Source organism: uncultured Maribacter sp. (assembly GCF_947500405.1).
Lineage (GTDB): Bacteria > Bacteroidota > Bacteroidia > Flavobacteriales > Flavobacteriaceae > Maribacter_B.
This window is the reverse complement of sequence record NZ_CANMRY010000002.1, coordinates 162485-185732: the sequence shown is the minus strand read 5'-3', so window position 1 is coordinate 185732 and position 23248 is coordinate 162485. Positions and strand designations below refer to the sequence as shown.

20 protein-coding genes are annotated in these 23248 nt (G+C 31.5%); 5 read left to right on the top strand and 15 right to left on the bottom strand.

Features of this window, described 5'->3' with window-relative positions:
• The first annotated feature begins 70 nt into the window (after positions 1-70).
• Entirely contained in the window at positions 71-1417 is a 1347-nt protein-coding gene (gene dgt / locus Q0945_RS02980) for a dGTP triphosphohydrolase (RefSeq protein WP_299430623.1), read from the top strand.
• Here dgt and Q0945_RS02975 read toward each other — a convergent pair.
• Both Q0945_RS02975 and Q0945_RS02970 read right to left on the bottom strand, forming a co-directional pair.
• A complete protein-coding gene (locus tag Q0945_RS02975) occupies positions 1414-2532 on the bottom strand; it encodes a DUF3078 domain-containing protein (protein WP_299430621.1) in 1119 nt (372 codons plus the stop codon). The genes dgt and Q0945_RS02975 overlap by 4 nt on opposite strands.
• Complete coding sequence (locus Q0945_RS02970; RefSeq protein WP_299430619.1) at positions 2513-4288, bottom strand: 1-deoxy-D-xylulose-5-phosphate synthase; 1776 nt, start codon at positions 4286-4288, stop codon at positions 2513-2515. The genes Q0945_RS02975 and Q0945_RS02970 overlap by 20 nt, the downstream gene beginning before the upstream one ends.
• Before the next feature lie 127 nt (positions 4289-4415).
• Between Q0945_RS02970 and Q0945_RS02965 the strand changes: the two genes are divergently transcribed.
• Complete coding sequence (locus tag Q0945_RS02965) at positions 4416-4859, top strand: nucleoside deaminase (protein WP_299430617.1); 444 nt, start codon at positions 4416-4418, stop codon at positions 4857-4859.
• Between the two features lie 17 nt (positions 4860-4876).
• Here the strand turns inward: Q0945_RS02965 and Q0945_RS02960 are convergent, their stop codons facing one another.
• The 5 genes from Q0945_RS02960 to aspS all read right to left on the bottom strand — a co-directional run bounded on the left by Q0945_RS02960 (position 4877) and on the right by aspS (position 9444).
• Entirely contained in the window at positions 4877-5068 is a 192-nt protein-coding gene (locus Q0945_RS02960) for a cold shock domain-containing protein (protein ID WP_121063961.1), read from the bottom strand.
• An 84-nt stretch (positions 5069-5152) separates the two neighbouring features.
• Complete coding sequence (locus Q0945_RS02955) at positions 5153-5404, bottom strand: hypothetical protein (RefSeq protein WP_299430615.1); 252 nt, start codon at positions 5402-5404, stop codon at positions 5153-5155.
• Positions 5405-5410: 6 nt separating this feature from the next.
• Positions 5411-5836: a DUF3995 domain-containing protein gene (locus Q0945_RS02950; RefSeq protein WP_299430614.1), complete on the bottom strand. Its 426-nt coding sequence runs from the start codon at positions 5834-5836 to the stop codon at positions 5411-5413.
• A 5-nt stretch (positions 5837-5841) separates the two neighbouring features.
• Positions 5842-7626 (bottom strand): chloride channel protein, encoded by a 1785-nt coding sequence (locus Q0945_RS02945; protein ID WP_299430612.1) that lies wholly within the window; start codon positions 7624-7626, stop codon positions 5842-5844.
• Positions 7627-7689: 63 nt separating this feature from the next.
• On the bottom strand, positions 7690-9444 hold the full coding sequence (gene aspS / locus Q0945_RS02940) for an aspartate--tRNA ligase (protein WP_299430610.1): 1755 nt from the start codon (positions 9442-9444) through the stop codon (positions 7690-7692).
• 251 nt (positions 9445-9695) lie between these two features.
• On the opposite strand from aspS, the gene Q0945_RS02935 reads away from it, so the two are divergent.
• Entirely contained in the window at positions 9696-10046 is a 351-nt protein-coding gene (locus Q0945_RS02935) for a nicotinic acid mononucleotide adenyltransferase (protein WP_299430608.1), read from the top strand.
• Positions 10047-10175: 129 nt separating this feature from the next.
• On the opposite strand, the gene Q0945_RS02930 is transcribed toward Q0945_RS02935, so the two are convergent.
• From Q0945_RS02930 to Q0945_RS02905, 6 genes are all read right to left on the bottom strand, one after another.
• Positions 10176-13691 carry an efflux RND transporter permease subunit gene (locus Q0945_RS02930; protein WP_299430606.1) on the bottom strand — a complete coding sequence of 1172 codons (3516 nt, stop codon included), beginning with the start codon at positions 13689-13691 and terminating at the stop codon, positions 10176-10178.
• A 19-nt stretch (positions 13692-13710) separates the two neighbouring features.
• Entirely contained in the window at positions 13711-14886 is a 1176-nt protein-coding gene (locus Q0945_RS02925; RefSeq protein WP_299430604.1) for an efflux RND transporter periplasmic adaptor subunit, read from the bottom strand.
• Between the two features lie 31 nt (positions 14887-14917).
• Complete coding sequence (locus Q0945_RS02920; protein WP_299430602.1) at positions 14918-16258, bottom strand: TolC family protein; 1341 nt, start codon at positions 16256-16258, stop codon at positions 14918-14920.
• Complete coding sequence (locus Q0945_RS02915; RefSeq protein WP_299430600.1) at positions 16259-16864, bottom strand: TetR/AcrR family transcriptional regulator; 606 nt, start codon at positions 16862-16864, stop codon at positions 16259-16261.
• Between the two features lie 76 nt (positions 16865-16940).
• On the bottom strand, positions 16941-17354 hold the full coding sequence (locus Q0945_RS02910) for a hypothetical protein (RefSeq protein ID WP_299430598.1): 414 nt from the start codon (positions 17352-17354) through the stop codon (positions 16941-16943).
• A gap of 11 nt (positions 17355-17365) precedes the next feature.
• Complete coding sequence (locus tag Q0945_RS02905) at positions 17366-17902, bottom strand: RNA polymerase sigma factor (protein WP_299430596.1); 537 nt, start codon at positions 17900-17902, stop codon at positions 17366-17368.
• Positions 17903-18077: 175 nt separating this feature from the next.
• Between Q0945_RS02905 and Q0945_RS02900 the strand changes: the two genes are divergently transcribed.
• Positions 18078-19052, top strand: coding sequence for a polyprenyl synthetase family protein (locus Q0945_RS02900; protein WP_299430595.1), 975 nt, complete (start codon positions 18078-18080; stop codon positions 19050-19052).
• Between the two features lie 4 nt (positions 19053-19056).
• Here the strand turns inward: Q0945_RS02900 and Q0945_RS02895 are convergent, their stop codons facing one another.
• Positions 19057-20133, bottom strand: coding sequence for a DUF2652 domain-containing protein (locus Q0945_RS02895; RefSeq protein ID WP_299430592.1), 1077 nt, complete (start codon positions 20131-20133; stop codon positions 19057-19059).
• 76 nt (positions 20134-20209) lie between these two features.
• Positions 20210-22498 carry a TonB-dependent receptor gene (locus tag Q0945_RS02890; RefSeq protein ID WP_299430590.1) on the bottom strand — a complete coding sequence of 763 codons (2289 nt, stop codon included), beginning with the start codon at positions 22496-22498 and terminating at the stop codon, positions 20210-20212.
• A gap of 92 nt (positions 22499-22590) precedes the next feature.
• Here Q0945_RS02890 and Q0945_RS02885 point away from each other — a divergent pair, with 92 nt between their 5' ends.
• Complete coding sequence (locus Q0945_RS02885) at positions 22591-23247, top strand: metal-dependent transcriptional regulator (RefSeq protein WP_299430588.1); 657 nt, start codon at positions 22591-22593, stop codon at positions 23245-23247.
• Position 23248 lies beyond the last annotated feature (1 nt).

Sequence of the window (23248 nt, the reverse complement as noted above, 5' to 3'; positions counted from 1 at the left end):
TAGGTTAATGCTGTTTTTTATTAGCATTACTATTTTGTAAAATGTAACTTGCGTATTTTAAAACTATACAATGCGCTGGGAACAACTATTATCATTAAAAAGACAAGGAGATACTTTTAAAAGATTACGTAAAGAACAAGACGAAACTAGGCTTGGTTTTGAGGTGGATTATGACCGTATAATATTTTCTAAAGCCTTTAGGAGTTTACAAGATAAAACGCAGGTTATTCCTTTGTCTAAAACCGATTTTGTGCATACAAGACTTACTCATAGCTTAGAAGTTTCTGTTGTTGGTCGTAGTTTAGGAAGAATTGCTGGTAAAAAAATAATAGAAAAACATCCGTATTTAAGTGAAATACATGGGTATAAATTCAATGATTTTGGAGCTATAGTAGCTGCTGCAGCATTGTCTCATGATATTGGAAACCCGCCTTTTGGACACAGTGGAGAAAAATCTATTGGAGAGTATTTTAAAACTGGAGTTGGAAAAAAATACCAATCGGTTTTATCTAAAAAGGAATATCAAGATATTATAGATTTTGAAGGTAATGCTAATGGTTTTAAGCTCCTAACAGAATCTAAAGAAGGTGTTTCCGGAGGATTACGACTTAGTTATGCTACTTTGGGTGCTTTTATGAAATATCCAAAAGAATCACTTCCTAAAAAGCCTACAAAACATATTGCAGATAAAAAGTTTGGTTTTTTTCAGAGCGAAAAAGAAGCATTTATTAATGTTGCAAATGAGTTAGGTTTAAGACAAACAAGAGATGGTGATGCTGTTTCTTACGCAAGACACCCATTAACTTTCTTAGTAGAGGCTGCAGATGATATTTGTTATACCATTATAGATTTTGAAGATGGTATTAATCTTGGATTAATATCGGAAGATTATGCTTTAGAGTATTTAATTAAACTTGTAAAAGATAGTATTAATACTACGAAATATAATTCTTTAGTATATAAAGAGGATCGTTTAAGTTATTTACGCGCACTAGCTATAAATACATTAATTACAGATGCAATAGATATATTCATTGCAAATGAAGACGCAATTCTTAAAGGGGATTTTCATATGTCTTTATTGGATAAAAGTGCTTATGCTGCGCAAATTAAAGACATAATTACCCTAAGCGTAAATAAAGTTTATAAGGCGCAAGATGTCATAGAAAAAGAGATAGCTGGGTATAAGATAATCTCAGATATATTAGATGTGTATTCTTCTGCTCTTATAAATGAAAAAGAAAACAAAGGATCTAATTACGACAGGTTAATGATAAGTACTTTGCCTAAGTTTTACCAGCGTACACAAGTTTCTATTTATAATATTTTACTAAATACCTGTTGTTATGTTGCTAGCCTTTCTGATAGTGCTGCGGTACATATTCATAATAAAATAATGGGGAAGCAACTTCACTAAAAATCATAAGAAACACCTACGCCTAATAATTGTTTAAATTGTATTCTAGGAATACCGGCATCTACTACAACATTGTTTTCTTTAACTTCATCAAAAAGAATATCATCATCATAAATAATATGAGTTCCAATATTGGCTTTTATGTATTTATTTACTCTTAAGTCAAAGTTTAATTCCCAGTCTATATCTACATTACCAAAACTAGTTAAGTAATCTGTATAAAGAGAAAGTCTATGCTTCATTTTTACATTTTTGGCAATGTTGGTTTGCCAAGTATTGGTTAATAAAAAACCAAGTTCTACAAAAACGGTTTCCCCTGGAGTTATTATATTTCCATTAGTATCTAAAGTAGCTTTTTTAACACCAAAAGCACCTTTGTCTGCTAGTCTTTGGTCTAAAACATATGTAGACTTTAAGGTTAGCGGAGATATATATAAATTAAATTTTTGATCTGGAGTTATATAAGATGTTCCGGCACCAAAGAAGAAATAACCCGGAGCCATAAACCTAGAAATAGGAGTAGTTCTATCAGGATATTTATATCCATTAGAAAATTGTGTTCTTAGATTTGCTTTTACAGAATAATACCAATTACTTATAGTATCTCTTCTATACCCAAATGTGGAGCTCATTCTAATATTATCATCGGTTTTTCTTAATTTTTGGTCTTCTTGCGCGTTTAGACCGTATCTTAACTCTAACTCATTATCCCATTGTACGTATCTAAATTTATAATTTCTTTCAAATTTAAGACTACCAAGACCACTTATAGAGTTGTTACCACCTGCATTCCAGTTTACAAAAGCAACTTCACTTACTCGTATTCCTAATTGATTTTTCTTAATCCAGAAAGATGGAATTCTAAACCTTTTATATTTTTTAGCTAAAGGTTTTGTCTTTTTAAAAGAAACATAAGGGTTTGTTAAGTGTGCGCCCCTTGGAATATGCCTAATTTTTTCCTGATTTTTTCTAATAACAATAGTATTAATTATTGTAGTATCTATTTCTGAAGTTGTAGCAAGAGAATCTTGAGAAAAAGAGGGTAGTGAAAATGTTATTAAAAATAAAGCTAGAACTATTTTTTGGATTAGTTTTTTAAGATAAGCGTAATTCATTTATGCTTTTTTTAATGGTTTGATAGTCAATTTTAGCTATTTTATGTAATTCTTCTAGGCTGCCGTGCTCAATAAAAACATCAGGAATTCCTAGTATTTTAATAGTGTTTTTATATTTATTATCCAATACAAATTCTGAAATGGCACTGCCAAATCCGCCGCTTATGCAACCGTCTTCAATAGTAATAATAGCCTCGTAATTAACACAAATAGTTCTAAGTCTATTAGTGTCTAAAGGTTTTATAAATGGCATATTATAGTGACCAATTTCTGTATTAGAATCTAAATCATTTATAACTTTTGTGACTAAATTTCCAATTGTTCCAGTGGAAATAATAGCAATTTTTGTGCCTTTTTTTAATTCTTGGGAGCTTACTATGTTAATTTTTTTAAATCTCTTTTTCCAATCTACATTTTCACCTCTTCCTCTAGGGTATCTAATTGCTATTGGTTGTTTTAGCCCTAATTGAGCGGTGTACATTATATTTCTTAGTTCTATTTCATTTAAAGGGGCAAAAATAATAAGATTTGGAATGCACCTTAAAAATGCTATATCATAAATTCCATGATGTGTTACTCCATCTTGGCCAACCAAACCAGCACGATCTAAGCAAAAAATTACAGGTAGTTTTTGTAAAGCAACATCATGTATAACTTGGTCATAAGCTCTTTGTAAAAAGGTAGAATAAATATTACAAAAGGGGATAAGACCTTCTTTTACCATACCTGCAGCCAAGGTTACGGCATGTTGTTCTGCAATACCAACATCAAAAGCACGGTCAGGAATTTTTTCCATCATATATTTTAAAGAACTACCTGTTGGCATTGCTGGTGTAATGCCAACAATATTTTTATTATTAAGCGCTAGTTCTACAATAGTGTGTCCAAAAACATCTTGGTATTTTGGAGCTTGTACTGTATTTTTTTTAGGAATTAAATCTCCAGTAGTTTTGTTAAATTTCCCAGGAGCATGGTAGGTAACTTGGTTTTCTTCAGCTTGTTTTAATCCTTTACCTTTAGTGGTAATAACATGTAATAATTTGGGGCCTTTTATATTTTGTAGGCGCTTTAATTCTTTGATTAAATCATTTATATTATGACCATCTATAGGACCCGTATAATTAAAGTTTAAGCATTCAAAAATATTTTCATCCTTTGCTGTTCCTTTTTTAACATTAGTGAGGTATTTTTTTAGAGCACCTACGCTAGGATCAATACCAATAGCATTATCATTTAAAATAATTAAAACATTAGCATTAGTAACTCCAGCATGGTTAAGGCCTTCAAAAGCCATTCCACTAGCAATAGACGCATCGCCAATAACTGCTATATGATTCTTTTGGACATTGCCTTTTATTTGTGCGGCAATTGCCATACCCAATATGGCCGAAATAGAGGTAGAACTATGCCCTGTTCCAAAAGCGTCGTAAATACTTTCGTCAATTTTAGGAAAACCACTTATACCATTTAGTTGCCTGTTGGTTTCAAAAACATCTTTTCTGCCAGTAAGTATTTTATGCCCGTAGGCTTGATGCCCCACATCCCAAATAAGATTATCTATAGGGGTCTTATAAACATAATGTAATGCAATAGTGAGCTCTACAACCCCTAAACTTGCCCCTAAATGCCCTTCTTTTGTGGCAACAATTGTAATGATAAAGTCACGTATTTCTTGCGCTAATTGTGGTAACTGCTCTTGCGGTAATCTTTTAAGATCGTTTGGAGAATTTATAGTAGATAATAAAGTTTTAGGCATGCCCACATTAGTTAAGGTAACAAAATTACGGTTTTTATGACGGTATATTAAATATAGATTTTAGCTTATGTTCTTCTTTATTTTATAAAACCTACTTTTTTTATTAATCTTGAATTAAATTTATAATATGATACAACCTTTTGATGATACTTATTACATGAAAAAGGCTTTGCAAGAAGCTGAGACTGCTTATGATAAAGGAGAAGTTCCTGTAGGTGCAATTATTGTTGTTAAAGATAAAATTATAGCTAGATCGCATAATCTTACAGAACAATTAAATGATGTTACTGCGCATGCAGAAATGCAAGCCATTACTTCTGCAGCTAATTTTTTAGGAGGTAAATATTTAAAAGAATGTACCTTGTATGTTACTTTAGAGCCATGCCAAATGTGTGCAGGAGCATTATATTGGAGCCAAATTTCTAGAATTGTGTTTGCTGCAACAGACTTGGAAAGGGGTTGTAGAGCTTTAGGCACTAAATTACACCCTAAAACAAAAATAGAAGGAGGACTATTGGCAGAAGAAGCTTCTGAACTATTAAAACGTTTTTTTAGTAAAAAGAGAAATTAAAATTACATGCAAAAGTATTAAATAACTTGGACTTGTCCTGCAACAATTCCTTTTCTGCCTTCCTCTTCTTCATACTCTACTTTATCCCCTTCATTTAATTGTACTCCGTTTAATGCAGTAGCATGAACAAAAATGTCTTTACCTGTATCATCATTGGTTATGAACCCATATCCTTTAGATCCATTAAAAAATTTTACTGTACCAGTCATTAGAATAAAAATTAAAAATTAATACACTAATTTATAATTTTTTGGGGAAAAAGAGTTTAGAATAGAAATAAAATGTATTGGAAATTACTGGTTTTCAGTCTTTTTGGGTGGCTTTCCTTGCATTTTTCTTACATTTTCCTCGGTAAGCATATAATCATTCATTTTTTTCCCTTTACTCTCTTTGTAAAGAAAAAGCGGCATAGCAAGTAAAAATAAAGCAGCAGTACCTGCTCCAATATATTTATGAGAAAGTTGTGTTTCACTTTCCTCTAAAGTAAACCCATAAGCAATAGAACCAAATGCGGCTATTGTAATTATTGTTATAATGTATTTCAAAATAATTTAATTTAAAGCAATAATAAACCCAAGAGTAGCTATAATTGCGCATAAAGGAATAAAGTATTTTGTATCGTTAATTGCAAAAGTTGTTTTTTTTATTTTTTTAAATAACCCAACATATTTAAAATCTCCAAGAACTCTTAAAAGAAAAACACTAGGAACAATCCATATTCCATACTTTATAACCCAAGTTGGAAATATATTTACATGGATACTAAATATAAGTAGTAAATAAATATATGCAATTAAAAGCAATGCAATTGCAACTAGTATAGTAGCTAATGGGTTTGGCTTAATAGCTTTTTCTATAGTAGTTTTTGTAGGTATTACATATTCTAAGCCCCATTTGCCTCCAAAGGCCCAATACCAATGTAAACATGAAAGATTTAAAAAAATTATTACTAATACTCCTTTTGCAATGACTAACATAGTTTTTATTCTGTAAAGTTAATTAATTTACGTCTATACGCAGTTAATAATTTAGATTTAGAAACAAAGCCCATATACTTTCCTTTTTTAATAACAGGTAAATTCCAAGCGCCACTATTTTGAAATTTTTGCATTACTTTTTGCATGTCGTCTTCGCCATAAAAAATATAATCTGGAGCTTGGTGCATAAAGGTTTCTACTTTTGTGGTTTTATACAAAGCTCTATTAAACATAAACTCCCGAATATCATCTAGCAAAACAATACCAACTAGCGCTTTTTTATCATCTACCACCGGGTAAATATTTCTTGTAGATTTTGCCACAGATTTAAGTAACATGTCTCCAAGTGTCATTTCAGGGTGTATAACCTTAAAGTTATCTTCTATAACATCATCTAACTCCATTAAAGTTAATACTGTTTTGTCTTTATTATGAGTTAATAGATTGCCACTTTCTGCAAGCTCTCTAGTATAAATAGAGTGGTCTACAGCATTCTTAGTTATTAAGTAAGATATAGATGCTGTTATCATTAGTGGAACAAATAGTTCATAACCCCCTGTTATTTCTGCAATTAAGAAAATAGCCGTTAGTGGTGCATGTAAAACCCCCGCAATTAAACCAGCCATTCCTATTAGTGTAAAATTACTTTCTGATACAGAAAAGCCTAATCCAAGATGGTTAATTACCTTGGCTACAACATTACCTAAAGCACTACCCATTACCATAGTTGGAATAAAAATACCACCAGAACCACCAGCGGCAAACGTAGTGGTCATTGCTACTGCCTTAAAAATGGTAAGCCCAAAGAGTAGCGCAATTACCACCCATATATTATTTTTATAAGCATCAAAAGGAGTGGTTCCTATTGCTTTTAAATGATTACCTTCTAAAAGATTATTAATAAAACCAAAACCTTCTCCATACAGTGGCGGAATAAAATAGAGCATAATACCAATGGCTAACCCACCAACTAAGAGTCGGTATTTTGGACTTTTTAGAGGTTTAAAAAGGTTAAGAATGCCAAAGTACATTTTTGTAAAATAGATAGATGCAATTGCAGTACCTACACCTAGTAAAACATAAAATAAGGTGTCTTTAATTTCAAAGTTATCGGTTAGGGAGAATTTAAATAATACCTCATTTCCTAAAAAGAAATACGAAGTTAATACTCCAGAGATAGATGCTAATAATAATGGAAGTACAGAAAGCATGGTAAAATCTAAGCTAAAAACTTCTACAGCAAAAATAATGGCTGCAATAGGGGATTGAAATATAGAGGCTATTGCCCCTGCAGAAGCACATGCAATTAATAAAGAGCGAGTTTTAGCATTTACATGCAATATACGGCCAAGGTTAGAGCTAATAGCTGCACCAGATGCTACTGCTGGCCCTAGCAAGCCTACAGAACCTCCAAAACCAACTGTAAGAGGTGCAGTTATTAGTGGACTATATATTTTTTTAAGTTTGATGAGACTTTTTTTCCTAGAAAGCGCAAATAAAATAGAAGATACTGCGTGTTCTATTTTTTCTTTGTAGATGTATTTTACATATAGATATACCAACGTTAAACCTAAAATAGGTAATATAAAGTATAACTGATTGCTTGAAAAAACTATCCCTGTTTCTAGAGAAGAACTAATAAAATAGGTAAGGTTTTTTAGTGTAACCGATGCTAAACCCGCAAGTAAACCTACTAGAATACTTAATATATGCGTAAAATTCTTATCAGAGATATGTTTGTATCTCCATTTAAGAAGTTTTGTGAATAGTGTTTTTTGTTGGGTTGGCATTTATAAAAATCCTTTCTTAAAAGTATTAAAAAAAATCCTGCTAATTAGCAGGATTTTATATTATTAAGACTCTAAGTTTAGTTGTAATCGTAGTTCTTTTAATTGTTCATCATCAATAGGAGCAGGAGCATCTATCATAACATCACGTCCGCTATTGTTTTTAGGAAAAGCAATAAAGTCTCTTATGGTTTCTTGTCCGCCTAGTATAGAAACTAATCTATCTAAACCAAAAGCAATACCACCATGAGGAGGAGCACCATACTGAAAGGCATCCATTAAAAAGCCAAATTGTTCTTTTGCCTCTTCAGGAGTAAAACCTAAATGCTTAAACATAGTTGCTTGCGTTTCTTTATCATGAATACGAATAGAGCCTCCGCCAATTTCATTACCATTAAGTACCAAATCATATGCATTTGCTTTTACAGCTCCTGGGTTGGTATCTAACAATTCTAATTGTCCTGGTTTTGGTGATGTAAATGGGTGGTGCATGGCATGGTAGTTTCCTGTTTCTTCATCTAATTCTAATAAAGGAAAATCTATTACCCATAATGGAGCAAATTCTTCTGGCTTGCGTAGGTCTAAACGTTCTGCCATTTCCATACGTAAGGCACTTAACTGCGCTCTTGTTGCATTGGTGTCTCCAGAGAGTACACAAATTAAATCGCCAGCTTTAGCTCCAGTAACTTTTGCCCAGTTTGCTAGATCTTCTTGGTCATAGAATTTATCTACAGAAGATTTAAAAGTACCATCTTCATTACATTTTACATAAACCATTCCCTTAGCACCTACTTGTGGTCTGCGTACCCAGTCTATAAGTTTGTCTATTTCTTTTCTAGTATAGGTTGCTGCACCTGGTATTGCTATACCAACTACTAGCTCTGCAGTATTAAAAACATTAAATTCTTTGTGTTGTGCAACAGCGTTTAATTCTCCAAACTCCATCCCAAAACGAATATCTGGTTTATCATTACCATACTTAGCCATAGCGTTGTCATATGTCATTCTTGGGAAAGAAGTAATGTCTATACCTTTTATTTCTTTTAAAAGGTGTTTTGTTAAACCTTCAAAAGCATTTAAAATATCTTCTTGTTCTACAAATGCCATTTCACAATCTATCTGTGTAAATTCTGGCTGGCGATCTGCACGCAAATCTTCATCTCTAAAACATTTTACTATTTGAAAGTATTTATCCATGCCACCAACCATAAGCAATTGCTTAAACGTTTGTGGCGATTGTGGTAGCGCATAAAATTGTCCCTCATTCATACGACTAGGAACCACAAAATCTCTGGCTCCTTCTGGAGTAGATTTAATTAAATACGGAGTTTCTACTTCTATAAAACCACCATCGGAAAGATACTTGCGTACTTCCATAGAAACCTTACTTCTAAATATAAGGTTGTTCTTTACTATATTTCTTCTAATATCTAAGTAACGATATTTCATTCGAATATCTTCTCCACCATCGGTGTCATTTTCAATAGTAAAAGGAGGTGTTTTGGATTCGTTAAGAATAGTTAGCTCTTGTACCAATACTTCTATGTTCCCAGTTGGGATATTTGCATTTTTAGAAGCTCTTTCTAATACGGTACCTTTTATCTGAATTACAAACTCTCTTCCAAGACTACGAGCTTGTTCTAGAAGTTCTTTGGAAGTTCTTTCTTCATCAAAAATAAGTTGGGTTATTCCAAAGCGATCACGTAAATCTATCCAAACAACAAAACCTTTATCTCTAGTTTTATGTACCCAACCAGATAGGGTAATGTTATTTTCTATATGTTCCTCTCTTAATTCACCACAAGTATGACTCCTATACATGATATTTTACTTTTGAGGGCAAATTTAAGAAGTATCAGCAATTTAGTAGGTTTTATTACAACGGATTTTTATTTAATTATACCGACCAATGTTATTAGCACGAGAATAGTTAAATCATTGATTATTAGATATTTATTGTTTTAATGTTAATTTAATGTAAACTAAATGTTATGCATTCGTTGATTTTGTGTAAAATATTTCTATATTTGTAACGTTAATGTTAGTATAATGTTTATTAAAATATATAAAATATGAAAAAAGTAATCTTCTTTTTAGCACTTATAGCAACTGTTGGTATGTACGCACAAGATAAAACCCCTTCTTATGAAATAGAAGGAGAAATAGTAAAAGCAACATTTTACCACGATAATGGAGAAGTTTCTCAAACTGGTTATTTTGTAGATAAAAAGTTACATGGGGAATGGAAAATGTACAATGAAAACGGAAAAAAAATTGCTATGGGGCAATATGAAAATGGTGTAAAAACTGGAAAATGGTTTTTTTGGAAAGGTGAAGGACTTAGTGAAGTAGATTATTCTAATAACCAAATTGCAAATGTTATTCAATGGAATAATGCAGAAGCAGTTGTTTTAAATAAATAGAGCTTCTTATAACTTAAAATATAAAGAGTTTACTTTATCCTAATAAGTAAGCTCTTTTTTATTAGTGTTTAAAAAAGAGCCCTTACAAGAATTACTTGTAAGGGCTTATACATTTTATGAATATTTTTATTACGGATTAACAGCGTGTTTAGGTAATTCCTTTGTGTATTTAGCTGCTCTGTTTTTGTATAGCCACATTTTAAACCTGGTTATTAAATAAAACAGAATAGGAACTACAATTAGAGTTAAGAACGTTGCAACAAAGAGTCCGTATATAACTGTCCAAGCAAGAGGTCCCCAAAACACAACATTATCACCACCTACATATATATGAGGATTAAATTCACTAAACAATGTAAAGAAGTTAATGTTTAAACCAGTTGCTAAGGGAATTAACCCTAGAATAGTAGTAATTGCGGTTAGTAATACCGGTCTTAGACGTGCTTTACCACCTTTAATAATAGCTTCCAAAAGTTCTCCTTTTTCTATATATTCATTGTCTTCTAGATCATGCTCTACTTTCTTTCTGTCAATTAATAATTGTGTATAATCTAGTAATACTACACCGTTATTTACTACAATACCCGCCAAAGATATAATCCCCATCATAGTCATCATAATTACAAAAGAACTTCCTGTAGCTACGATACCTCCAAATACTCCTATTAAACTTAAGAATATTGCAATCATTATAATTCCTGGTTTAGAAACGGAATTAAATTGAAAAATTAGGATAAAGAAAATTAATGCTAAACCAGTAAAGAAAGCCCCCATTAAGAAGTTCATTTGCTTCGTTTGCTCTTCTATTTGTCCTGTATAGTCAATTTTTACAGTGTCTGGTTTTTCTGTGAAACTCAGCATTTCATTTTGTATCTGAGATACTATTGCTCCAGCATCTGTGTACCCTGGTGCAAGAGCAGAATAAAGTGTTACAACACGTTTTACATCTCTGTGTTTAATTGCACTAAAACCAGAGTTGTTTTTATGTTTAGTTACTGCAGAAACAGGAATTTCTTTTATTTGGCCAGAAGCCATATCTCTAAATGTTATTTTTTGATTAAAAATAGCACTTGTGTTATACCTGTTTTCTTTATTAAAACGAACATAAATATCATAATCTTCCCCATCTTTTTTATATATACCTGCCTTAGAACCAAAAATAGAGTTACGTAATTGTTGCCCAACTTGACCAGAATTTACACCAAGTTCTCCTGCCTTTTTTCTGTCAACAACAACTTCCATAGAAGGTTTGGACTTATTTACATCAATCTTTAATTCATCAATACCTTGAATATTTTTAGAATTAATGTAATCTTTCATTTTTTCTGCAGTTACAATTAACTCAGAATAATCTTCACCTTCAAGCTCTAGGTTTATCGGGTATCCTGCTGGCGGACCAGCAGCATCTTTTTCTACAGAAATAGCAATACCTGGATAAATGTTTTTTAACCCTAATTGTATTTTTTTAAGAAGTTCATTACTATCTACTCCGTCTCTATATTTATACTCACGCATGGTGGCAGTAATTTTGCCACGGTGTGGCATTTCTGCAGCGGAACCTCCATCTGTTTGTGGGTTTCCGGCTCCTTCACCAACTTGAGAAACAGCACTTTCTGTTAAGAAATTAAACCCATCTTTAATATAAAAAGGGTCATTTATTATTTTATAAACTCTTTCCTCTATATCTTTAGTAATAGCATTTGTTTTCTTAATATCGGTCCCTTCAGGATATTCAATATAAACTATTATTTGGTTTGCAGTGGTATCTGGAAAGAATTCTACTTTTGTTCGTTGGCTTCCTACAGATGCCCCAAACCCCATAAAAGCTATGATAAGTAAAAGAAAAGTTCCAATAGTTATAACAATGGGTTTTTTACCATTTAGTGCAAATCGAAGTAGTTTTTCATAAGAACGCTCCCATTTTGGAAGAATTTTATTTTGGAAGCCATTAGCCCACCCTCTTAAAAACATACGATATGCCCATAACATAATTACGGTAACAATCATTAACGTTCCTAAGCCTCTGTAACTTCCTCCTATAAGGAATATAAGGATACCTATACCACCCATAATTGCAGAAATTCTTATTATTTGCTTTAATGGCATGTCTTTATCTTCGGTTGTCATAAACTGCGATACCATAACAGAGTTAAAGAAAATGGCAACAAATAATGAAGAACCTAATACTACGGAAAGTGTTATTGGAAAATAAATCATGAATTGCCCCATAACTCCTGGCCATAACCCTAATGGTATAAAAGCAGCAACTGTTGTAGCTGTTGAGATTATAATTGGAAATGCAATTTCACCAATTCCTTTTTTTGCAGCTTGTAGTCTGCTTAAGCCCTCTTCCTCCATTAAACGGTAAACATTTTCTACAACCACAATACCATTATCTACAAGCATTCCAAGTCCCATAATAAGACCAAATAGAATCATAGTATTCATAGTATACCCTAACATATCTAATATCATAAGCGACATGAACATAGACATAGGTATTGCAAAACCAACAAATAATGCGTTTTTAAACCCTAAAAAGAACATTAAAACCGTTACAACTAGAATAATACCAAATATGATATTGTTTACCAAATCGTCTACTTGACCAATAGTTTTAGAAGATTGGTCATTGGCAATAGTAACTTTTAAGTTTGGTGGAAAAACATTTTCTATTGCATCTTCTACAATATCTCTAATTTGATCGGCAGCAGCAACCATATTTTCTCCTGCGCGCTTTTTAACATCGAGCATAACAACTTCTTGTCCAAATTCTCTTGCATATGTAGTTTTATCTTCATCTTTAAAGGTAATTATGGCTACATCTTTTAAGTATATTGGATTGTCATTTTCAGATTTTACTACAAAATTTTCTAGCTCAATTGGATTTTCAATTTCTCCAATAATTCTAATAGTTCTTCTTTGTCCACTAGAAATTAAATTACCTGCAGACATAGTCATATTTCCCTGACTAATAGTATTAATGATATCATCAAAACTAACTTGAGCAGCCATCATCTTGTAAATATCTACGGCAACTTCTACTTCTTTTTCCTGTGCGCCACGAATATCTACTTGCTTAATTTCGGATAAACTTTCTATTTCATCTTCTAAATATTCTCCATATTCTTTAAGTTTATCTACAGGATAATCTCCAGAAATATTAATGTTAAGAATGGCAACCTCTTCAGACATACTTAAATCGAAGATGTTTGGTTCTACTTTGGCCCCGTTAAAAGTAGGCCAATCTTCCCCAGATGTTTCTGTATCTACTTCGTCTTTTATTTTTTGTTTTGCAGCTTCAACAGAAATATTTTCATCAAACTCTACCACCACAATAGAATAATCTTCCTGCGAGGTTGATGTAATTTCAATTACATTACTTACTGTTTTTAGTTTGTCTTCAATCGGGTCTGTTATTAACTTTTCTATATCTTCTGCGGTATTTCCAGGATAAACAGAGCTAATGTATATTTTAGTTTCTTTAATTTCTGGAAAATTTTCTCTGGCCATACTAAAATATGCTCCGGCTCCAAGAAAGAGTATCAATGCAATTAACACATACATAGTAGTTTGGTTGTTAATTGCCCAAGAAGATAAAGCAAAATCTTTATCTACTTTTTTCTTTTTTTTATCTTTTGTCATTGCTTTTTAGTCTTTAAGATTAGTTAGCATCTATTGCAAGAATTTTTACATCCTGACCGTCTTTTACACTACGAGCACCTTCGTCAATAATTTCCTCATTATTTTTAATGCCAGATAAAACTTCTATATAATCACCTTGCGTTTTTCCTGTCGTAATAATAACACGTTTTGCTTTTGCAGTAGTACTAGATTTGTCTGATATTGTATATACATATTGCTGTCCTTGTGCATTTTCAGAAATAATACTTTGAGGTATTAGTATAGCTTTGTTATTAGTGTAATCGTTAATTTTTAATTTAGCTGTAAGATTTGGTTTAATGGTATTATCCTTATTACTAATAGCAATCTCTGCCTTAAAAGTTCTATTTGCTGGATTAATGAAATTACCTGCTTGGCGAACTTTAGCATTCATAGTTTCTCCAAGGATAGGGAATTCTACTAGTACATCTTTACCTTTGGTAACATTAGAAATATAACTCTCAGGAACATCAGTTTCAATATACATGTCTTTTAAGTTTACAATTCTAAATAGGGGAGATTGTCCAGGGAGTACAACACTACCTTGGTCTGTAATAACATCATCAATAGAGCCAGTAAATGGAGCTCTAACAATAGTTTTACTTACTTGTTGTTCCATTTGGCTTACAGCTTGTTGCTGTGTTTCATAACTAGTTTTAGATTGTAAATATTGAATTTCGCTTCCAATCTTTTGTTCCCATAAACGTTTTTGACGTTCAAAAGTAGTCTTAGCTAAATCTGTCTGAATTTTTAATTGTGCTAATTGCTGACTTAATCCTCCATCATCAATCTTAGCTAAAATTTGTCCTTTGCGAACGTGTTGCCCTTCTTTAACATATACTGTAGTTAAAATACCAGAGTATTCAGGATAAATTACCAAATTCTGTTTAGTGTTTACACTACCTTGCAATTCTACATAATGCGTAAAAATAGCTTCTTTTGTGGCAAAAGTTGTTATTAAAGGAATTTTCTCAAGAGGGTCTAGTTCTTTTATTTTTGTTTCTAATTGTTTTAGCTGCGCAGTCATTTCTTTGACAGATGCATCTAATTCTACCTTCTTTTCTCTAATTGTTTCTAGATTATCTGTTGCTATTATATCTTCAACAGATTTTTTATTACCTCCTCCACATGCAGTTAAAAGGAAAGTTATTGCTAATAATGAATATATTTTTTTCATTTGATGTGATTTAGTATTGGATGTTTTTTGATTATGATTGTGTATTAAGAATAATTTCTAACTCGGTTTTTTTATTTATAACTTCTATCATGGATTGTAGATATTCCTGTTGTGTACTATATAGTTGTGTTTGTGCTTGTCTAAGCTCAAAACTAGTAGCCAACCCTTCAAAATATTTTATTTGATTTTTTTTCTCTATTCTCTCTGCTAAACTTAAGTTGTCTTTTGTAGTCTGGTAATTTTCTATAGCAAGTAAATAATTACTCTTAGCGTTAGCTAACTGTAAGCGTATCTGTTGTTCTGCTTCCTGTAGTTGGGTCTTTGCTTTTTCTAATTCTATTTTAGCGCGTTGTGTGCTTGCGCTTCTTTTTAAGGAACTAAAAATAGGAATATTTAAATCTACTCCAAGTATAGAAGAATTGTACCATTTTTGTTCGCTATTAAAAAAATTAAACTCATCAGAAAAAGCTGAGGTACCATAATTAACAAAAGCATTTAGACTAGGTAAAGCTCTACTTTTTGCAAGCTTGTGCTCGTAAAAACGTTGCTGATTAAAATTAGTAGCAAGTTTATAATCTACATTATTTTCTATCGTTAAATCTGTTTCTAGTAAATCAAACTTAATTTGATTTTCGGTTAAGATATCTAAACTGTCTTCTAATTGGGTTGGCGCATCTATAGAAATCCCCATAACTAAATTTAACATTTGCAATGTAATATCTTTAAGACGTACCGCATTTTTTAATTGATTGTCTACAGAGGATAATGTAATCTGTAACTGCTCTACACTTTCTTCTTCTTCTAATCCGTTTTCAAATATTTTAGTAGTTTCGAACAATGTTTTAGCAAGCGTTTCTTTATTTTTTTCTAAAATAGCAACACTCTCTTGTGCTAATAAAACATTCCCATAAGCTTCTGTTGTAGCTTTACGAATATCTAAATTACTTTTTTCTTTGTTGTTTGCAGAATAGTTTAAAAAGACTTTAGCAGCTTGAACGCCAACTATATAAGAGCCATCAAAAATTTGTTGTGATAATGTGGCGGTTGCAGTTGCTGTTTGCGCTTGTCCAAAAACAATAGGAACAAAAGTGCCAGGAGCACCACCAGCAAATTCTCCAGGAATTAAGGATACAGGTTGTTTTAGTTGGTTTTGATAACTTATAGAACCATTAATTTGTGGTAACCCACTAGCAATGGTTTCCCATTTTTGTTTTTGCGCAGCAATAATATCTCTACTTGCATTTATGGCGCTGTAGTTGTTTTCTAGAGCAAAAGATACAGCCTCGTCTAACGTAAAGCTATATGTTTTCTCTTGTGCTAGTCCTATATTGCACAGAACTATGGTTAATAATAATACGAATTTAGCTTGCATTTAATCTTGATTTGAATTGATGATTGTATTTAATATTTTTCTTCCTTTTGGTGTTACAATACCTCTTAAATGGTATTCTAAATATTCATTCATAAGTTTAGCTGGACTAAAGCTTTTTGATGGAAAAAGATTTAAGTCTTTAATACTTGTTACTCCAGAGAAATATATTCTTGAAATAAAGTCTATATTTAGGTTTTCTCTATAAATACCCATTTCTAGGCCTCTTTTTATATTAACAATTACACACTCATTCATGACTTCAAAATGCTTTTGTTTTATAGAGTCATGTATTTTGGGATAGTATTTTTGTAATTGATATTGCGGAGAAGTTTTATCTCCTTTTAAGTGTAGTAAAACAAACTTCTTTATTTCATAAAGCTCTTCAATAGGATTTTTTTCTAATGCACATATAGCATCAATCCCTTCCGATACAGAACAAAATAAGGATAAAGTAATTTCATTTACTAAGTCCGTTTTATTTTTAAAATGAGAATAAATAGTTTTTTTAGAAATAGCCATTTCCTGTGCTAAATCATCCATCGTAACGCTTTTAAAACCGTAGTTTAAAAACATATCAGTCGCTTTTTCTAGAATCTTTTCTTTCATACAAGGGGCAAATATAAGTCAAGGAAACTTTAAAAACATTAAAAGTTTCCAAAGTTTTACGTTTTTTTAACATATATTATTTTTCTGACTGCTCTTTATCTACAGAATCTTTGTTTAAATAAGAGTTAAAAGCACTTTCTCCTTCTTCTTTCCAGAATTTGTCATATTGTTTCCATTTAGAAAAGTCATTACAGTTCATATCCTCCTTATCCGAAGAAGACTTATTTTTTTTACTGCTGGATGAGCTAGAGCTGCTACCACAACCAATACTACCTATAAGAATTTTAGAAAGTGCAAATAACCCAATAGCTTGCCAGTACCCAATTGTAGCGAGACCAAAAAGTTCTGGCATTAGCCAGTTCCAGAGCCACATTATTCCGTAGCCTAAGAGAATGGCAAGGGCTATTGCGGCAAATATTCCAAAAATAACCCAACCAATTATTGTTCCTATATTTTTACTTCTAATTTTATGTTTTATATACTGTTCCATAATTTATTTTTTTAATTTATATGTCTTTTAGTTTCTAATTTTTTTGCTAATATGGATAATGCTCTATGTCTTCTAGACATTAGCGTTCCTATAGGTATTCCTGTTTCATTTGCTATTTCTTTATAATTGTATCCTTCAAAATCTACAGCAATTAAAATGCTTTGATATTCGGGTTTTAGATTACTAATTGCTTTTTTTAGTTCTATTTTAATAGTGTCTGAATATATATCAGAGGAATTTTCATAGAAAAGCTCCGAAAATTCTAGTAGTTTCAATTCAGTTTGCTCCTCAAAAGACATTCTTTTAGTTTTGGTTCGCATAGTATCTATAATTTTATTTTTTATAGCGCGGTAAACAAAACCTGTAATGTTAGTAATAGGAGAAGAATTATCGGTTCTAGAAAAAAGTTTTAAAGCTACTTCTTGTATAATATCTTCTGCATCACGATCTGTTGTGTCCTTAATTTTAGAGTGTACATATGCCTTTAACGAAACATATTCGTTATTAAAAAACAACTTTAAATTTTTGTCATTCTCCGTGTTTGGCATTATTTATTTGGCAAATTACCTAGGTTGGTTGTCTTTAAAGACGAAGTTTTTTAAAACTATTGCATTTATTTTTATAAATCATAAAAAGAGAAAAGATATTTCTTTTTAGATGTTGTAATTTATCTTGAAGAAGATTTGATAAAATGGACGTATTTTTGAAAAAAAAATTGCAAGCATGCATTCTGTAGATTATTTCCGTACCGAATTTATTTCTTATCTAGAAAAAAAGATTATAACCAAAGAACCTGTAAATCTTTATGAGCCTATATCCTATATTTTAGAATTAGGAGGTAAGCGTTTAAGACCTGTTTTAACTTTAATGACTGCAGAAATTTTTGGAGTAGATTATAAAAAAGCTTTAGATGCTGCACTGGCAATAGAAGTTTTTCATAATTTTTCTTTAGTACATGATGATATTATGGATGATGCTCCTTTACGAAGGGGAAAAGCGTCTGTCCATGAAAAGTGGGATATAAATACGGGAATACTTTCAGGAGATGCAATGCTTATAAATGCATACCAACTTTTTGAAAATTATAAAAGTGAAACCTTTAGGGCTTTAGCGCAATTATTTACAAAGACAGCCATAGAAGTTTGTGAAGGCCAACAATATGATATGGATTTTGAAACCAGAGATAATGTAACAATCTCTGAGTATTTAAAAATGATAGATTTTAAGACCGCTGTTTTAGTTGGTGCAGCAATGAAAATGGGAGGCATAATTGCAGGTGCAAGTATAGAAGACCAAAATAGGATTTATGATTTTGGTAGAAACTTAGGTATAGCTTTTCAATTACAAGACGATTATTTAGATGCTTTTGGAAATCCAGAAACTTTTGGAAAACAAGTTGGTGGCGATATTATTGAGAATAAAAAAACATATTTATATTTAAAAGCCTTAGAGTTAGGAACAAAAGAGCAAATAAGAGAATTAACTGATTTGTATTCTATACATCCAAATGATACAAAACATAAAATAGATACCGTTAAAGAGGCTTTTGTTGAAACTGGTGTTGTAGAAAATGCTAAAGAAAAAATATCGGAGTATACTTTAAAGGCATTTAGAGTTTTAGAGGAACTACAAATCACTAAAGAAAATAAAGAGGTACTTAGAGAATTTGGAGAAAGTTTAATGCAAAGAGAGGTTTAGTTCATTAAGTTATAGATGTTAATTTGGCTATATTTTCCATTGTATCTATAATGGTTTTGTTAATTTTTCTTTTGGCAATTAAAAAAATGATAAATTTTTTAATTGGAGATGTCACAAACCAATAAGTTTCTATTTTTAAATTAGATTGTTCTTTAGAAAGTGGTGTAATAGTGTAAAATTGATAGTAAGTATCTACTATTGGAGGACTTTTAGTGAATTCTCCATAAATTAACTCTCCCTTTTTTACTTCTTTTATTACAGTGGTAAAATCTAAATGCTTTTCCTTTATAACACAAATATGCTCTGTACCTTCTCTATTAATTTCATTTTCATTGTATTCAAATTTATCTACTCCATTTACCCATAAGTGACGGTATTTAAAATTAGAAATATATTCATATAATTTTTCTGCAGACAATGCAATATTTTTAGAATAGGTTAAATTTGGAGGGTTTGGTAAAACAACCTTTTCTATAGATCTAAAAGGCTTAAGTTGTAAAAGTTCAGAATCAATAATAGCATAGATATAGGTAAGCTCTTTAGAGTCGTAAATATCTATACCTTCTCTAAATTTAAATAATTTGCTATAATAATAAATAGGAAGTCCTATTTCAGAAGCTAAAGATTTACTTATTAAAACGTAGTTATCACTATCTACAGAGTTTTTAAGCATTCTATGCGCTTCAATAACCTGCTTTCCAAATGGTTTTCGGTTTCCTTGTACTTCAATAAATTGTAATTCTCCACAATGTGCTATAATTTTTAATTGCAAATTGGGAGCCGTTGCACAAGCATTACAAGGGCAAATCCTATTCTCTTTTAATAATTTTAAATGGCTGTAGAATGCTATAAACATAGATTCTATTTGCGCGAGTAATCTTTCTTGCGAAGGAACTTCTCCCTCCTTATAAAAAAATAAAGCATCTCCTTCAACTTCGGCAAGTTGCAAATCTTCGGTATTAGATTGTATTAAAACTTCTAATAGCTCGGCAATAACATGTTGGCTATGTTCTACTTCCGTTGTTTGTATAAATTCTGTAAATCCAGAAATATCGGGTATAAAAAGCAGAGAATTAGCCATTTTATAGGGTTTTGTTATTTATAAAAGTATATAAATTTTGTCGAACTAATAAAGCAACCTTACTACTAATTTTACTTTAATCTAAACGATAACGTATCCCAAAAAAACCTCTAATACCTTGGTTGGGGCCATAAACATACGTTGGGTCAAAAGTTAAAGCGTTAGGGTTGTTTGCTGTAGCAATAGCATCTCCGTTGGCATCAAAAGTTACCTCTTTATCAAACGGGTCATTAGCTCTTGCAATAATAAAAGGATTTCCACGGTTGGGCGTCCAATCTAAAAGGTTTTTAACTCCTGCATAAAGCTCTACGTTTTTTATTCCCTTATATGTAAATTGTATGTTTTGTATACTCCAAACTGGTGAGTACTCACTTCTTGGGTCTAGCGCTCCTAATAATGGCAAACGCATTGGACCATATAGGTTACCTGTATAATCTATAGTTAAATTCCAAGGGGCAATGGTATACGTTATTCCCCATGTTCCAGAATAACCTTCAGTTAGTATTTGTCTTTCTGTTATCCCATCTTCTGTATTACTAACATCCATAATTGTAGCACCTAAAGAAACTTTTAATTGGTTAGGAAATGTAACGTCTAAATTTACACTAACTCCTTTAGATACTGATTTTCCGTCTAAATTATCATATATAATTTGATTAGGGTTTGTATCATAATCTGGTAGAATTACATTACTAAAATGGGTATAAAAAAGTGAAGCATCTAGCGTAGCAAAAGTACCGTTAGTCCCGTAGAATTTTTGCAAGTAGTTAAGGTTTGCATTGTAAGACTGTTCTGGTTTTAATTCATTAGCAATTATTACTTCTCTTGATCCAGTTAATGCAGCATGGTCTTCTGTAAATAGATTTACAACTCTAAATCCCGTACCGGCATTTAACCTTATAATACCATTGGTAGTAACTTTCCATTTATAAGCGGCTCTTGGTGTAAAAATAGAACCATGTCTGTTATCATAATCATACCTAGCACCCAATAGTAAAGAGTGTTTTTTATTAAATTTTATTTCGTCTTGAATAAAAAGGCTAGGAATAACTATTTCATCAGGGTTATTTCCGTTAGTAGTTTCCGTAGCAGATGTATTATCATCATAGTAATTATATCGTAATGCTGTTCCAAAAAGTAAATCGTGTTTCCCTTTGGTTTTATCCCATGTAAGTTGTGTAAAACCAATACGTTGGTCTGCTAAATAAGGTGTATCTCCATAAAAAGAATCTTGGTGGTGATCATTATAAGAAAAAGAAAATAGTACTTTCTCTTTTATTGGTAATTGGTATTTACCTAATACTTCCCATCTTTTGGTTTTTATGCTTTCGCCATAAATATCTGTCCCGCCTCTAAATTTTGGAGTCCATTGCAATTCTCCTCCCCAGCGATCTTCATAAAAAAATCTTCCAGCAAAAGAAAGTATTCTATTTTCTTTACGCTTAAAATTCCATTTTTGAAAAACAGATATTCGCTCTTGTATGGTTAAATCGGTAAAATTATCGTTGTTATTATCTATTGGGTTATCATAATTAAAGTAGTTAATTCCTATTAGCGCATCTGTCTTTTTACCAACACTTAGTTTTGTGCCTAAATCTAAACTATACTCTTCCCAACCTGTGGCAAAAGCATCAACAAAAAATATAGGAGCATCTTCTGTACTTTTTGTAATTATGTTTATTAGCCCACCAACGGCTTCGCTACCATATAAACTAGAAGCAGGGCCTTTTACAATTTCTATTTGTTCTATAAGAGAATTTGGTATTCCAGAAAGTCCGTATACAGTTCCTAATCCGCTAACTATTGGCATACCATCTATTAAAACTAGAGTATAAGGGCCTTCTAAACCATTAATATGTATGTCTCCAGTATTACAAACGCTACAGTTTATTTGCGGCCGAACACCATTTACATTTTGTAAAGCTTCAAAAATATTTGCGGTAGGGTTCTTTTTTAAAAAAGTAGGGCTATAAACTTCTACAGGAACAGGGCTTTCTAATCTATTTACAGCTTTTAGGGTTCCTGTAACAACGGTTTCTTCTAGTTCTTCAGAAGAAGCTATTAAATTTATAACTACCGTTTTAGTTTCTTTTTCTTTAAGCGATATTTTCTTAGCATAAGGTTGGTAACCAAGCACAGAAACCAATAATGTATAATCTCCAGCGCTTAGGTTTTGTAATGCAAAAGCACCTTTATCATCTGTTGATGTTCCTTTAATAGTTCCTTTTAATAGAACATTGGCAAAGGGTATAGGTATATTGTTTTCAGAAACAACACCATTTATTTTTCCTTCTTGAGCTGTTAATGTAATACAGTTGCATAAAACTAGAAAGCTAATTAGTAGAGATTTGTATAGTATATTCATTAATATTTTTATTGATGCAAAAAAAATTTTAGTCAAATCTAAAAATTTGTTTTTAGTAATAAAAATGTATTTTTGTTAAAAGTAAAAATTTAATGACGCTCTCAGAAGAAGACTATATTAAAATTATATATCATTTAGGTAAAGGAGAACAAGGAACGGTTTCTACAAATGCTATTGCAGAAAAAATGGAGACCAAGCCATCTTCTGTTAGTGATATGATTAAAAAATTGTCTGAAAAAGGGCTTGTAAATTATAAAAAATACCAAGGTGTTACGCTTTCTGAATATGGTTTAAAAGTGGCATTGTCAATTGTTAGAAAGCACAGACTTTGGGAGGTTTTTTTGGTAGAGAAATTAGAATTTTCTTGGGATGAGGTTCACGAAGTTGCAGAACAATTAGAACATATAAAAAGTGAAAAGCTTATTGATATGCTAGATAAGCATTTAGGATTTCCGCAAATTGACCCGCATGGTGACCCAATACCATCTAAAAGTGGCGAGTTTAAAAAATCTATTAAACGATTATTAAATGAAGTGCCAATTGGGAAAGAAGGTATATGCATAGGAGTAAAAGACTCTTCGCCACCTTTTTTAAAGTTTTTAGATAAAAATAAAATAGCTTTAGGAGATTCTATTTTTGTTGTAGACAAAGAAGAGTTTGATGGCTCATTACACATAAAAATTAGAGATATAGATATTCGAATATCCGACCAAATAGCATCTAACTTATATTTAAGAATAATAGAATAAT